The following is a 14,053-nucleotide window of genomic DNA, read 5'->3' on the forward strand; positions in this document are numbered from 1 at the left end:
GGTCGCCGGCCGTCGCGCCCACCTCCGGATAGGTCAACGAGCGCTGCTCCAGGTCGTGCAGTTTCACGTCACCACCTTGGCACTAATACGGTGGCGGTGTGGCCCCAGAAATCGACACCGCCGGCGCGCACCCCGGTGGTGGGTTCAATCCGCCCGAACCCACCGATCGCGGCGGGCCGGATTACGGCCGTTTCATCGAGGCGGTGCGCACCCTGCAGGACCACGCGCGCGGTGCCGACGCCCCTGACGAGGTCATCACCGAGGCCGCGGACCTGATCGAGAAGGTGTCGGCGCTGCTGGCTCCGTACGAAGCCGACGAGTGGAATTCACCGTCCGGCCGGCGAATGGACCTGCCCAATCGTGGCAACGTCAACAACGTGCCGGTGCATCTGGAACGGACCGCCGACGACCGGATCGCCGGGACCGCCCACTTCCGGCGGTTTCACCTCGGTCGCAATGGCGCGGTACACGGCGGCTCGCTGGCGCTGCTGTTCGATTCGCTGCTCGGCTACACAGCGGCCAAACTGACCGGCAGCATGTATCAGCGCACCGCGTATCTGCACGTCAACTACCGCAAGATCGCCCCGATCGACAAGGACCTGCAGGTGCAGGCCGGCATCGACCGCATCGAGGGACGCAAGATCTTCGTGGAGGGACGCCTGCTCGACGGCGACGACGTGCTCGCCGACGCCGAGGCGCTGTTCGTCCGGCTCAAGCCGGGGCAGCCATGAGTCTGGCGACCAACCTTGCCGAGGTGAAGCGGCGCTGGACGAGCTGGCGGGAACGGCTGCGTTCGCGCCGGGCCGCCGACTTCACCTACCGGATCGTCGTCGGCGTCGTCGGCACCATCGTGCTGGCCGTCGGCATCGTGGCCATTCCGTACCCGGGTCCCGGCTGGGCGATCGTCTTCCTCGGGCTGGCGATCCTGGCCAGCGAATTCGACTTCGCCAAGCGGGCGCTGCGCTACGTCCGGGCCCGCTATGACGCCGTGATGGCCTGGTTCGACCGCCAGCACATCGCGGTCAAAGGCGTCAGCGCGGCGTTCACCGGACTGGTGGTGATCGGCACGCTGTGGCTGTTCGGAGTGATCGGGTGGAGCGCCGGGCTGGTCGGGCTGGAGCAACAGTGGCTCAAGAGCCCTATCGGGCTGGGGTCCTGATCAGGCCCACCGATAGCATGACAGCGTTCGCATTAGCCCTCGCATGGTAGGAGACTCCCCGATGAGCGCCGCCCCCAGCCCAGCCCCCGCTGCCCCGATCCGGGTCGCGGCCGGGACTACCGCCGGCGCGGCGGTGCGCGAGGCGGATCTGCCCAGTCGCGGAACCCCCGACGCGATCGTCGTGGTGCGCGACGCCGACGGGCGTCTTCGCGACCTGTCCTGGACCCCGGACACCGATGTCGAGGTGACGCCGGTGGCCGCCAACACCGACGACGGCCGCAGCGTGATCCGGCACTCGTGCGCACACGTGCTGGCCCAGGCCGTGCAGGACATGTTCCCGCAGGCCAAGCTGGGTATCGGGCCGCCGATCACCGACGGCTTCTACTACGACTTCGACGTCGCCGAGCCGTTCACCCCGGAGGACCTGCAAAAGCTCGAGAAGCGGATGCAGAAGATCGTCAAGGACGGTCAGCTGTTCTCCCGGCGCGTCTACGAATCCAAGGATCAGGCGCGCGAGGAACTGGCCGGCGAGCCCTACAAGCTCGAACTGGTGGACGACAAGTCCGGCGACCCGGACGTGATGGAGGTCGGTGGCGACGAGCTCACCGCCTACGACAACCTCAACGCCCGGACCAAGGAACGGGTCTGGGGTGACCTGTGCCGCGGCCCGCACATCCCGACCACCAAGTACATCCCGGCGTTCAAGCTGACCCGCAGCAGCGCCGCCTACTGGCGCGGTAACCAGAACAACGCCAGCCTGCAGCGCGTCTACGGCACGGCCTGGGAATCGCAGGAGGCCCTCGACAAGCACCTCGAGCTCATCGAGGAGGCGCAGCGCCGCGACCACCGCAAGCTCGGTGTCGAGCTGGACCTGTTCAGCTTCCCCGACGAGCTCGGCTCCGGCCTGCCGGTGTTCCACCCCAAGGGCGGTGTGATCCGCAAGGAACTCGAGGACTACTCGCGGCGCAAGCATTCCGAGGCCGGCTACGAGTTCGTCAACACCCCGCACATCACCAAGGAACACCTCTACATCACCTCGGGCCACCTGGAGTGGTACGCCGACGGCATGTACCCGCCGATGCACATCGACGCCGAATACAACGAGGACGGCACGGTGCGCAAGCCGGGCCAGGACTACTACCTCAAGCCGATGAACTGCCCCATGCACCACCTGATCTACCGGGCGCGGGGCCGCTCCTACCGCGAACTCCCGTTGCGGCTCTTCGAGTTCGGCTCGGTGTACCGCTACGAGAAGTCCGGCGTGGTGCACGGGCTGACCCGCGTCCGCGGCATGACCCAGGACGACGCGCACATCTACACCACGCGTGAGCAGATGCGCGACGAGCTGACCTCGCTGCTGCAGTTCGTGCTCGACCTGCTCTCGGACTACGGCCTGGACGACTACTACCTGGAGCTGTCCACCAAGGACCCCGACAAGTACGTGGGCTCCGACGAGATGTGGGACGAGGCCACCGAGACCCTGCGGTCGGTCGCCGAAGCCTCGGGCCTGGACCTGGTGCCGGATCCGGGCGGCGCGGCGTTCTACGGACCCAAGATCTCCGTCCAGGTCAAGGACGCGCTGGGGCGCAACTGGCAGATGTCGACGATCCAGCTCGACTTCAACATGCCCGACCGCTTCGAGCTGGAGTACACCGCCGCCGACGGCAGCCGGCAGCGCCCGGTGCTGATCCACCGCGCCCTGTTCGGCTCGATCGAACGGTTCTTCGGGGTGCTCACCGAGCACTACGCGGGCGCGTTCCCGGCCTGGCTGGCACCGGTGCAGGTGGTCGGCATCCCGGTGGCCGACGCGCACCTGGACTACCTGTATGACGTTGCCGCCAAACTGAAGTCGCGCGGTGTGCGGGTCGAGGTCGACGGCAGCGACGACCGGATGGCGAAAAAGATCGTCAACCACACCAACCTCAAGGTGCCGTTCATGCTGCTGGCCGGCGACAAGGACATCGAGGCCGGTGCCATTTCCTTCCGGTTCGGTGATCGCACCCAGATCAACGGCGTGCCCGTCGACGAGGCCGTGGAGGCGATCGTGAAGTGGATCGCGGACCGTAACAACGCGGTGCCGACGGCGGACCTGGTCAAGGTAGGCACCGGCGAATGACGGGGGATGAGCGATCCATCGTCGACCACGGCGTGGGCGAGCCGGACCATCTGCAGCGGTTGTGGACGCCGCACCGGATGAGCTACATCGTCGATGCGGTCAAGAGCGACAACAAGGTCGGCTCGGCCGGTTCGTCGCAGCCGTTCACCGACATCCCCGAGATGTCCGACGAGGACGGGCTCATGGTGGCCCGCGGCGAACTCGTGTACGCCGTGCTCAACCTCTACCCGTACAACCCGGGCCATCTCATGGTCGTGCCCTACCGCCGGGTGTCCGAGCTGGAGGACCTGACCGAAGCCGAGAGCGCTGAGCTGATGGCGTTCACGCAGAAGGCAATCCGCGTCATGAAGGCCGTCTCGCGTCCGCACGGGTTCAACGTCGGCCTGAACCTCGGCACCTCGGCCGGCGGATCGCTGGCCGAGCACCTGCACATGCACGTGGTCCCGCGCTGGGGCGGCGACGCGAACTTCATCACGATCATCGGTGGCGCCAAGGTCATTCCGCAGCTGCTGAGCGAGACCCGGGAGCTGCTGGCCACGGAATGGGCCCGCCAGCCGTGAGCAACCTCTTCCTGATGAGCAGGGCGGCCTACGCCAAGCTGTCGCGGCCGGTGGCCAAGGCGGCACTGCGCGCGGGCCTGACTCCCGACATCGTCACCATCGTCGGCACCGCCGGGACCGTCACCGCCGCGTTGACCCTCTTCCCGATGGGTCAGCTGTGGTGGGGCGCGTTCGCCGTGTTCGTCTTCGTGCTCGCCGACATGCTCGACGGGGCGATGGCCCGCGAACGCGGCGGCGGTACGCGGTTCGGCGCCGTACTGGACGCTGCGTGTGACCGCATCGCCGACGGCGCCATCTTCGCCGGCTTGCTGTGGTGGGCGGCGTTCGGCCTGGACAACCCGACGCTGGTGGTGGCGCTCCTCATCTGCCTGGTCACCTCCCAGGTCATCTCGTACATCAAGGCCCGTGCCGAGGCCAGCGGGCTGCGCGGCGACGGCGGCATCATCGAGCGCCCGGAGCGCCTGGTGATCGTGCTGGTCGGCGCGGGGCTCTCGGGTGTGCCGTTCCTGCACGTTCCGTGGCTGCTGCACGTCGCGGCATGGCTGCTGGCGGTGGCCAGCGTCATCACCGTGGCACAGCGGATACACGCCGTGCGGACCTCGCCGGGCGCCATGGACCTGCTGCAACCCCCGGGAGCCTCGTGAACATTCCGCTGTCGGGACAGGTGACCGATCTGGGTTACGCGGCAGGCTGGCAACTGGTCCGGGCGATGCCGGAGCTGGTGGCGCGCAACCTTTTCGATGCGGGTGCCTACTATGCCTCCCGCGGCGGTGGACCCGAGCAGTTGCGCAAGAACCTGGCCCGGGTGATCGGGGTGCCGCCGGCCGAGGTGCCGGAGGACCTGATGCGTGCTTCACTGGCCTCGTACGCCCGGTACTGGCGGGAGGCGTTCCGGTTGCCGTCGATGGATCTGACTGCTGTGGCCAAGCGTCTCGACGAGGTGTTCGTCGGCGCGGACAAACTGCGGGCCGCTCGCGAGGCGGGCCGCGGCGCGGTGCTGGCGCTGCCGCACAGCGGTAACTGGGACATGGCCGGGGTGTGGCTGGCCCAGCAGTTCGGCACCTTCGCCACCGTCGCCGAACGGCTCAAACCCGAATCGCTGTACCGCCGGTTCATCGACTACCGGGAGAGCCTGGGTTTCGAGGTGTTCCCGCTGTCCGGTGGAGAACGGCCTCCGTTCGAGGTGCTCGCGGAACGGTTGCGGGACAACAAGTTCGTCTGCCTGATGGCCGACCGGGACCTCACCCGCAATGGTGTGGAGGTCGACTTCTTCGGCGAACCCACCCGGATGCCCGCAGGCCCGGCGAAGCTGGCGATCGAAACCGGGGCCCCGCTGCATCCGACGCACGTCCACTATGACGGGGAGGACTGCGTGGTCGAGATCTTCGACGCGCTCGACACCTCGTCGGGAGACGTGTCGGTGGTGATCCAGCAGTTGGCCGACCGGTTCGCCGCGAACATCGCCGCCCACCCGGCTGACTGGCACATGCTGCAGCCGCAGTGGCTGGCCGACTTGTCCGCCGAACGTCGCGCCCGGTTAGGTACCTGAGGCCATGCGTATCGGGATGGTCTGCCCGTACTCGTTCGATGTGCCGGGCGGTGTGCAATCCCATGTGCTGCAACTGGCCGAGGTGATGCGCGCGGGCGGGCACCATGTCAGCGTGCTGGCGCCGTCGTCGCCGCATGTGAAGCTGCCGGAATATGTGGTGTCGGGCGGCAAGGCCGTCCCGATCCCGTACAACGGCTCGGTGGCCCGCCTGCGGTTCGGCCCGGCCACCCACCGCAAGGTGAAGAAGTGGATCGCCGAGGGCGAATTCGACGTGCTGCACCTGCACGAGCCCAACGCGCCCAGCCTGTCCATGCTGGCGCTGCAGGCCGCCGAGGGGCCGATCGTGGCGACCTTTCACACCTCGACGACGAAGTCGTTGACGCTCAGCGTGTTTCAGGGGATCCTGCGCCCGTTCCACGAGAAGATCGTCGGCCGCATCGCGGTGTCCGACCTGGCCCGGCGCTGGCAGATGGAGGCGCTCGGCTCGGACGCCGTCGAGATCCCCAACGGTGTCGACGTGCCGTCGTTCGCGAATGCGCCTCGGCTGGAAGGGTATCCGCGACCGGGCCGCACCGTGCTGTTCCTGGGCCGGTTCGACGAACCCCGGAAGGGCATGGCGGTACTGCTGGGTGCCCTCCCGAAGCTGGCGCGGCGGTTCGGTGACATCGAGATCCTGATCGTGGGCCGCGGTGACGAGGACGCGCTGCGGGAGGAGGCCGGCGAGCTTGCCGGGCACCTCCGTTTCCTTGGCCAGGTCGACGACGACGCCAAGGCCGCGGCCATGCGCAGCGCCGACGTCTACTGCGCACCCAACCTCGGCGGCGAGAGCTTCGGCATCGTGCTGGTCGAGGCGATGGCGGCCCGAACGGCCGTGGTGGCCAGTGAGTTGGACGCCTTCAGCCGCGTTCTCGATCAGGGGCAGGCCGGCCGGCTGGTTCCCGTCGGCGATGCCGACGCGCTGGCCGATGCGCTGATCGAGGTGCTCGACGACGACGCGCTGCGCGAGCGGTACATCGACCAGGCCACCGAGCGGGTCGCCCGCTACGACTGGTCGGTGGTGGCCGGTCAGATCATGCGGGTGTACGAGACCGTGGCCAGCGCCGGGATCAAAGTTCAGGTGGGTGACTAGACGTGCCTACCTGGTTGGTGATCACCGCACTGGCCGTCCTGGTGGTCCTCCTGCTCGTCGGAGGATGGGCCTACCAGACCGCCAACCGGCTCGACCGGCTCCACGTGCGCTACGACCTGTCCTGGCAGGCGCTCGACGGTGCACTGGCCCGCCGGGCCGTCGTCGCCCGTGCCGTCGCGGTCGACGCCTACGCGGGGGCGCCGCAGGGCAAACGCCTGGCAGCGCTGGCCGACGTCGCCGAGCGAGCACCCCGTCCGGCGCGTGAAGCCGCCGAGAACGACCTGTCGGCCGCACTGGCGGTCGTCGACCCGGCCGGGCTGCCGGTGCCGCTGGTCGCCGAACTAGCCGATGCCGAAGCCCGGGTGCTGCTGGCCCGGCGCTTCCACAACGACGCCGTCCGCGACACCCTGGCCCTGCGGGAACGTCGCTTTGTGCGGCTGCTGCGACTGGGCGGAACCGCGGCACTGCCAACCTATTTCGAGATCGTCGAACGGCCGGATTCGCAAGCCGAGGTCAACCCGGTGAGCCGCCGGACCTCGGCACGTGTGGTGCTGCTCGACGAGACCGGCGCGGTGCTGCTGCTGCGCGGCTCCGACCCCGCGATCGACGACCCGGACCGGCCCGCGCCACGGTGGTGGTTCACCGTCGGGGGAGCGGTCCAGCCCGGTGAGGATCTGGCGGCCGCCGCGGCGCGCGAGCTCGCCGAGGAGACCGGGTTGCAGGCGGCACCGGCCGACCTGGTCGGGCCGGTGTGGCGGCGCGATGCCGTCATCGACTTCAACGCCTCGGTGATCCGCAGCGAGGAGTACTTCTTCATCCACCGCACCGCCCGGTTCGAGCCGTCGGCGACGGGTCGCACGACCCTGGAACGGCACTACATTCACGGGCACCGATGGTGCGATGCGAGAATGATCGCCGAGTTGGTTGCCGGCGGGGAGGCCGTGTATCCGCTTCAACTGGGTGAGCTGCTGGCTCAGGCCAACGAACTGGCCGAGCAGCCCGCAGCGACGCTGGCGAATACGCAGGGATCTGCGAATCGCGAGCTTCAAGCCATCCGGTGATGCGGATTTAATGGATTTGGCGGCTCCACTAGACTGAATCAGTAGGACTTTGGAGGAGATTGCAGTGGATACCGCGGCGCAGAACGGCTCTAGCAACCAGACCGGCACCGCGCGCGTGAAGCGCGGGATGGCCGAGATGCTCAAGGGCGGCGTGATCATGGATGTCGTCACCCCGGAACAGGCGAAGATCGCCGAGGCCGCGGGTGCGGTTGCTGTCATGGCACTGGAGCGGGTACCCGCCGACATCCGCGCCCAGGGCGGGGTGTCGCGCATGAGCGATCCCGACATGATCGAGGGCATCATCTCCGCGGTCACCATCCCGGTCATGGCCAAGGCGCGCATCGGGCATTTCGTCGAGGCGCAGATCCTGCAGAGCCTGGGTGTGGATTACATCGACGAGTCCGAGGTGCTCACCCCGGCCGACTACACCAACCACATCGACAAGTGGAAGTTCACCGTGCCATTCGTGTGCGGTGCCACCAACCTCGGCGAGGCGCTACGGCGGATCACCGAGGGCGCGGCGATGATCCGCTCCAAGGGTGAGGCCGGCACCGGCGACGTCTCCAACGCCACCACCCACATGCGCAAGATCGGCGGCGAGATCCGTCGGCTCACCTCGCTGAGCTCCGACGAGCTGTACGTCGCGGCCAAGGAACTGCAGGCGCCGTACGACCTGGTGTCCGAGGTGGCCCGGGCCGGCAAGCTGCCCGTCACGCTGTTCACCGCGGGCGGCATCGCCACCCCGGCCGATGCGGCGATGATGATGCAGCTCGGCGCCGAAGGCGTGTTCGTGGGTTCGGGCATCTTCAAGTCGGGCAACCCGGCGGAGCGCGCCGCGGCGATCGTGAAGGCCACCACCTTCTACGACGATCCCGACGTGCTGGCCAAGGTGTCACGCGGTCTGGGTGAGGCCATGGTCGGTATCAACGTCGAGGAGATCGCCCAGCCGCACCGGCTCGCCGAGCGCGGCTGGTAAACGGTGATGAGCGCTTGCGCGAAGAGCAGACGGCCTTAGCCTATGGCGATTGAAGAGATCCTCGATCTGGAGCAGCTCGAGGTCAACATCTATCGCGGTGGGGTGTTCAGCCCGGAGTCGGGTTTCCTGCAGCGGACCTTCGGCGGCCACGTCGCCGGTCAGTCCCTCGTGTCGGCGGTGCGCACGGTGGAGCCGACGTTCCAGGTGCACTCTCTGCACGGCTACTTCCTCCGCCCGGGCGATGCCCGGGCACCGTCGGTGTACATCGTCGAGCGCATCCGCGACGGTGGCTCGTTCTGCACCCGCCGGGTGAGCGCGATCCAGCACGGCGAGACGATCTTCACGATGTCGGCGTCGTTCCAGACCGACCAGACCGGCATCGAACATCAGGACGTGATGCCCGAGGCCCCCGGGCCCGACGACCTGCCCGGGTTCCGGTCCGGGGGAGCGTTCGACGACGCCGGGTTCGCCCAGTTCGCCGAATGGGACGTCCGGATCGTGCCGCGGGACCTGGTGGCGCGGATTCCCGGCAAGGCCTCGCAGCAACAGGTCTGGTTCCGCCACCGCGACCCGCTGCCCGACGATCACGTGCTCCACATCTGCGCGCTGGCCTACATGAGCGATCTGACCCTGCTGGGCTCGGCCCAGGTCAACCACCTCGATGTGCGCAAGCAACTGATGGTGGCGTCGCTGGACCACGCCATGTGGTTCATGCGGCCGTTCCGGGCCGACGAGTGGCTGCTCTACGACCAGTCCTCGCCCTCGGCGTGCGGCGGGCGTTCGCTGACCCAGGGCAAGATCTTCAACCGCTACGGCGAGATGGTGGCCGCGGTGATGCAAGAGGGACTGACCCGCTTCAAGCGCAACGCCGCACCGGCGGCGGGCACGTGAGCCCCCGCGTCGGGGTGCTCGCGTTGCAGGGTGACACTCGCGAGCACCTGGCTGCGCTGCGTGAGGCGGGCGCCGAGGCGGGCACGGTGCGGCGGCTTTCCGAGCTCGACGCGGTCGACGCCCTGGTGATCCCCGGTGGGGAATCCACCGCGATGAGCCATCTCCTCCGCGAATTCGAACTTCTCGAACCGCTGCGGGCGCGCATCGCCGCGGGGTTGCCCTGTTATGGCTCGTGCGCAGGCATGATCCTGCTGGCCACCGAGATCAAGGACGCGGGCACCGTCGGGCGGGAGGCGGTTCCGCTTGCCGGAATCGATATGACGGTGCGGCGCAACGCCTTTGGTCGTCAGGTCGATTCCTTCGAAGGGGACATCGACTTCGAGGGGCTCGACACCCCGGTACACGCGGTCTTCATCCGGGCGCCGTGGGTCGAGCGGGTCGGTGCGGATGTCAAGGTGCTGGCCCGCGCGGCCGACCACATCGTCGCGGTGCGTCAGGGTTCGATGCTGGCGACGTCGTTTCACCCCGAGATGACCGGGGACCGGCGTATTCACAAGCTGTTCGTCGATTCGCTCTGAGTCGATAGGATCCGGCGGTGAACTGGCTGGGCACCTGGTGGCAACACGACGTGGTCGACGGCTACAAAGGGCCACTGCTGCTGAGTTTCGTGGCCTTCGTGGTGACGTTCTTGACCACCCGAACCATCACACGCCTGATCCGTGACGGCAGGGGGCCGTTCCACAACGTCAGTGCGGGCGGTGTGCACATGCACCACTCGACACCCGGCATCATCCTGCTGATCGGGGGCGCCTTCACCGCCGTGGGTTGCCCGCCGCTGTCGGGGTGGGCCTATCTGGCGGCGCTGCTCGTTGGTGTCGGAGCCTCCCTGGTGCTCGACGAGTTCGCGATGATCTTCCGGCTGCAGGACGTGTACTGGAGCCAGGAGGGCCAACTGTCGGTCAACATCGTCACGCTGGCCGGGGCGTGCGTCGGCCTGGCCGCCGCCGGGGTGTCTCCCATCCACACCGACGATCTGCCCGCCGGGGTCGCTGCCCTGCGCTATACGGCGGTGGTGGCCCTGCTGCTGCACTTCCTGGTGGTCGCGGTGGTCGCGCTCAAGGGCAAGTACCCGACCGCGTTGATCGGCCTGTTCGTGTCGCCCGTGGCCTGGGTGGCCGCGGTGCGGCTGGCCAGGCCGACCTCGCCGTGGGCGCGCTGGCGGTACGGCCCGAAGCGGCTGGAGCGCGCCCGCCGGCGCGCCGGCGAGTTCGACGAGCGGTGGGCACCGGTGCGGCGGCATTGGGATGACCTGGTCGGCGGTACCCCCACCGCGCCCGACCCGGGTCAGTAGTCGTCGAACGCCCCGTACGCAGGAACTACCCGGCTGGCACTCAGCTCGGTCAAATCTGGGCACGCCTTAATGGTGTGGTGACATCGACTCTTGACCAACCGTCGGCGGCGGACCCGGATCTGGCACCGATCGAGGCCGCTCAGCCGGTGCGATCGGATCGCTCCCGGGCCGAACGCCTGGCGCTGCCCGCTCTGCTGACGGCCACCGCCCTGGTCTACCTGTGGAACATCACCGTCAACGGCATGGGCAACGAGTTCTATGCCGCCTCGGCCTGGGCCGGTTCGCTCAACTGGGAGGCGCTGCTGTTCGGATCGCTGGATCCGGCCAACTTCATCACCGTGGACAAGCCGCCGGTGTCGCAGTGGGTGATGGGCCTGTCCGGTCAGCTGTTCGGGTTCAGCAGCGCCAGCATGCTCATCCCCGAAGCGTTGATGGCCGTCGGTTCGGTCGCGCTGCTCTACGGTGCGGTCCGCCGCATCAGCGGGCCCCGCGCCGCGCTGCTGGCCGGCGCCGCGCTGGCCCTCATGCCGGTGGCCGCGCTGATGTTCCGGTTCAACAACCCCGACGCGGTCATGGTCCTGTTGATGACGGCCGCCGCCTATTGCACGGTGCGCGCGCTGGAGCGCAACGGCGCCCGCTGGATGGCGCTGGCCGGTGTCGCGCTCGGGTTCGCCTTCCTGGCCAAGATGCTCGAGGGACTCATGGTGATGCCGGCCATCGGGCTGGTCTACCTGATCGCCGCACCCGTCCCGGTGCGCCGGCGCCTGCTGCACCTGGCCGGATCGCTCGGGGCGTTTCTCGTCTCGGCCGGATGGTTCGTGGTGCTCACCCTGGTGTGGCCCGCCTCGTCGCGGCCGTACCTCGCCGGGTCCACCGACAACAACTTCATGAATCTGGTGTTGGGCTACAACGGATTCGGTCGGGTTCTCGGCCACAACCACTACGGCACGCACGTCGACGTCGATCCGATGGCCCCCGCAGTACCGCACCACGGCGGCTGGGGCGATCAGGTCCAGGGCCTGCCGAGGCTGTTCACCGGCGAGTTCGGTTTCGAGATCGGTTGGCTGGTGCCCGCGGCACTGCTGGCGGTGGTCCTGGTACTGATCTCGCGTGGCCGGGCGCCGCGCACCGACATCGTGCGGGCCGGGACCATCCTGTTCGGCACCTGGCTCGTGATCGACGGTCTGGTGCTGAGTTTCATGAAGACCAACGTGCATCCGTACTACTGCATGTCGCTGGCACCGGCCGTGGCGGCGATGTTCGCCATCGGCCTCCACGAGATGTGGCGCCGACGCGACGACAGGCTGGGTCAGATCGGTTTGGCGACAATGCTCCTGGGTACCGCGGGGTGGAGTTTCTGGATCCTGGCCCGTAATTCGGCGTGGCTGCCGGCGCTGCGGTGGTCGATCCTGGCGGTGACGGTCGCGGCCACCGTCGCCCTGCTCTGGGCACTGCGGTCGGGCACCCGCGGAATGGCGGCCGCCGCACTGGCGGTGGCGATCATCGGTGGACTGGCCGGATCCACCGCGTACACCGTGGCCACCCTGGGTCAGTCGCACACCGGGGGCGGCCCGAGCGTGGGACCGGCCGATCCCGACGACGATCACGGGCACGGATGGAACTCCGACAATTCCGAGGTGAACGCGATGCTGCGGGGGACCAACACCGAATGGTCGGCGGCCATCAACCGGTCCGGCGCCGCGTCCGGTCTCGAATTGTCCACCGACACAGCGGTAATGGCGATCGGCGGTTTCACCGGAAGCGATCCGGCCCCGACGCTGGAGCAGTTCCAGACCTACGTCGCCGACCGGAAGATCACCTACTACATCCTCCCCGACTCCAAAGGTGACCACGGCGGCTTCTTCGGCAACAACTCCCACACCGACATCTCCGACTGGGTGAAGGCGAACTTCATCTCGACCAGGGTGGGCTCGGACACGGTCTACGACCTGCGCGCACCTCTCACCGGGACCCTCCCTCGACAATGACGCCCGCGGCGTTTTCCATCGGCTTGATGACGGAGGTGAAGTCGGATTCGGGGCCCTCGGCGCGCAGCGTCTGCTCCCAGATGCGTTGCACGGTCTGGGCCATCTCGACCGGCAGGCCCAGGGCCGTCGCCTCGTCGAGGTAGAGCCGGACGTCCTTGGCCATCAGGCCGGTGGCGAATCCGTAGTCGAACGTGCGGGGGAGGACCGCCCGCGGGAACTTGTCCCGGCTGGCGTGCGTGCCGCCGGATCCGGCATTGAGCACATCGATCATCACGTCGGCGTTCAGCCCGGCCTTGACGCCCATCACCATCACCTCGGCCGTCGCGGCGAGGGTGGTGGCGGCCATCAGGTTGTTGATCAGCTTCATGGTCTGTGCGGCGCCGGGTTGTTCGGAGACGAAGATCGCTCGGCCGAGAACCTCGAAAATCGGTGCGAGCGAATCGAATTCAGACCGCGGTCCGGACACCATGATCGCCAGGGTGCCGGCCTGTGCACCGTGCATCCCGCCGCTGACCGGGCTGTCCAGCGCGGCGATGCCATGCGCGCCGAGGGCCGCGTGATTGCGTTGTGCCGCTGGACCTCCCACCGTCGACAGGTCGACGAAGCGCCGGACCCGGGATCCGGCGGCGACGTCGGCCACCACGGACTCCGAGATCTGCGGGGTGGGCAGGCTGGCCAGTATCGTCTCGGTGCGGTCGGCCACGTCGCGCACCGAGTCGGCCCGCACGGCGCCCAGCGCGGCCGCCTTGGCCAGAACGTCCTCGCGCACATCGAAGGCCACCACCGGGAATCCGGCTGTCAGCAGTCGATCCATCATCGGCCACCCCATGTTGCCCAGGCCGATGAAACCGATCTCGGAATTCACGAACGCTCCTCGTCGAGGTCGGCGAACACGGCGCGGGCCAGCCGGAAGCTGTCGACCGCGGCCGGGATGCCCGCGTAGATGCCCACCTGGAGGAAGATCTCGCAGATCTCCTCGCGGGTGACGCCGTTGGTGAGCGCGCCACGGATGTGTGTGCTCAGCTCGTTCGGCCGGTTCAGCACCGCGATCATCGCCAGGTTCAGCATGCTGCGGGTCTTCAGCTCCAGTCCTTCGCGACCCCACACCGCGCCCCAGCAGTATTCGGTGACCAGGTCCTGCAGCGGTTTGGAGAACGCGTCGACGTTCCCGGCGGCCTTGCGAACGTAGTCCTCGCCCAGGACAGCGGTACGGATCGCCAGTCCTTTGTCGTACGTGTCTTGGTCCATTCCGTGACGCTAGATGAACCGATGC

The 14,053-nt window shown here is 68.2% G+C and carries 15 protein-coding genes; 13 read left to right on the top strand and 2 right to left on the bottom strand.

The window, feature by feature from the left end:
- The first annotated feature begins 98 nt into the window (after window positions 1–98).
- The 13 genes from TX88_RS15695 (at window position 99) to TX88_RS15755 (ending at window position 12,780) form a co-directional block, all read left to right on the top strand.
- A complete protein-coding gene (locus tag TX88_RS15695) occupies window positions 99–731 on the top strand; it encodes a PaaI family thioesterase (protein ID WP_044518007.1) in 633 nt (210 codons plus the stop codon).
- Window positions 728–1,159, top strand: a complete 432-nt coding sequence (locus TX88_RS15700; protein ID WP_044518008.1) for a TIGR02611 family protein — start codon at window positions 728–730, stop codon at window positions 1,157–1,159. Before TX88_RS15695 ends, TX88_RS15700 begins: the two co-directional genes overlap by 4 nt.
- Window positions 1,160–1,220: 61 nt before the next feature.
- Entirely contained in the window at window positions 1,221–3,275 is a 2,055-nt protein-coding gene (gene thrS / locus TX88_RS15705) for a threonine--tRNA ligase (protein WP_044518010.1), read from the top strand.
- Window positions 3,272–3,835: an ATP adenylyltransferase gene (locus tag TX88_RS15710; RefSeq protein ID WP_044518012.1), complete on the top strand. Its 564-nt coding sequence runs from the start codon at window positions 3,272–3,274 to the stop codon at window positions 3,833–3,835. The genes thrS and TX88_RS15710 overlap by 4 nt, the downstream gene beginning before the upstream one ends.
- Complete coding sequence (pgsA, locus tag TX88_RS15715; protein WP_044519450.1) at window positions 3,832–4,479, top strand: phosphatidylinositol phosphate synthase; 648 nt, start codon at window positions 3,832–3,834, stop codon at window positions 4,477–4,479. Before TX88_RS15710 ends, pgsA begins: the two co-directional genes overlap by 4 nt.
- Window positions 4,476–5,384: a phosphatidylinositol mannoside acyltransferase gene (locus TX88_RS15720; RefSeq protein WP_044518013.1), complete on the top strand. Its 909-nt coding sequence runs from the start codon at window positions 4,476–4,478 to the stop codon at window positions 5,382–5,384. Before pgsA ends, TX88_RS15720 begins: the two co-directional genes overlap by 4 nt.
- Window positions 5,385–5,388: 4 nt before the next feature.
- Window positions 5,389–6,513 (top strand): glycosyltransferase family 4 protein, encoded by a 1,125-nt coding sequence (locus tag TX88_RS15725; protein WP_044518014.1) that lies wholly within the window; start codon window positions 5,389–5,391, stop codon window positions 6,511–6,513.
- 2 nt (window positions 6,514–6,515) lie between these two features.
- Complete coding sequence (locus tag TX88_RS15730; RefSeq protein ID WP_044518016.1) at window positions 6,516–7,574, top strand: NUDIX hydrolase; 1,059 nt, start codon at window positions 6,516–6,518, stop codon at window positions 7,572–7,574.
- A gap of 64 nt (window positions 7,575–7,638) precedes the next feature.
- Entirely contained in the window at window positions 7,639–8,550 is a 912-nt protein-coding gene (pdxS, locus tag TX88_RS15735; protein WP_044518017.1) for a pyridoxal 5'-phosphate synthase lyase subunit PdxS, read from the top strand.
- Window positions 8,551–8,592: 42 nt separating this feature from the next.
- Window positions 8,593–9,441, top strand: coding sequence for an acyl-CoA thioesterase II (gene tesB / locus TX88_RS15740; protein ID WP_044518019.1), 849 nt, complete (start codon window positions 8,593–8,595; stop codon window positions 9,439–9,441).
- Window positions 9,438–10,019 (top strand): pyridoxal 5'-phosphate synthase glutaminase subunit PdxT, encoded by a 582-nt coding sequence (gene pdxT, locus TX88_RS15745; protein WP_044518020.1) that lies wholly within the window; start codon window positions 9,438–9,440, stop codon window positions 10,017–10,019. Before tesB ends, pdxT begins: the two co-directional genes overlap by 4 nt.
- A 17-nt stretch (window positions 10,020–10,036) precedes the next feature.
- On the top strand, window positions 10,037–10,792 hold the full coding sequence (locus tag TX88_RS15750) for a hypothetical protein (RefSeq protein ID WP_044518022.1): 756 nt from the start codon (window positions 10,037–10,039) through the stop codon (window positions 10,790–10,792).
- A gap of 74 nt (window positions 10,793–10,866) precedes the next feature.
- Window positions 10,867–12,780 carry an ArnT family glycosyltransferase gene (locus TX88_RS15755; protein WP_409365864.1) on the top strand — a complete coding sequence of 638 codons (1,914 nt, stop codon included), beginning with the start codon at window positions 10,867–10,869 and terminating at the stop codon, window positions 12,778–12,780.
- Here the strand turns inward: TX88_RS15755 and TX88_RS15760 are convergent.
- Window positions 12,755–13,645, bottom strand: coding sequence for an NAD(P)-dependent oxidoreductase (locus tag TX88_RS15760; RefSeq protein WP_044518023.1), 891 nt, complete (start codon window positions 13,643–13,645; stop codon window positions 12,755–12,757). The two genes, TX88_RS15755 and TX88_RS15760, sit on opposite strands and share 26 nt — an antisense overlap.
- Complete coding sequence (locus TX88_RS15765) at window positions 13,642–14,028, bottom strand: carboxymuconolactone decarboxylase family protein (RefSeq protein WP_044518024.1); 387 nt, start codon at window positions 14,026–14,028, stop codon at window positions 13,642–13,644. The genes TX88_RS15760 and TX88_RS15765 overlap by 4 nt, the downstream gene beginning before the upstream one ends.
- Window positions 14,029–14,053 lie beyond the last annotated feature (25 nt).

It is taken from the genome of Mycolicibacterium septicum DSM 44393, from assembly GCF_000455325.1.
Taxonomy (GTDB): domain Bacteria; phylum Actinomycetota; class Actinomycetes; order Mycobacteriales; family Mycobacteriaceae; genus Mycobacterium; species Mycobacterium septicum.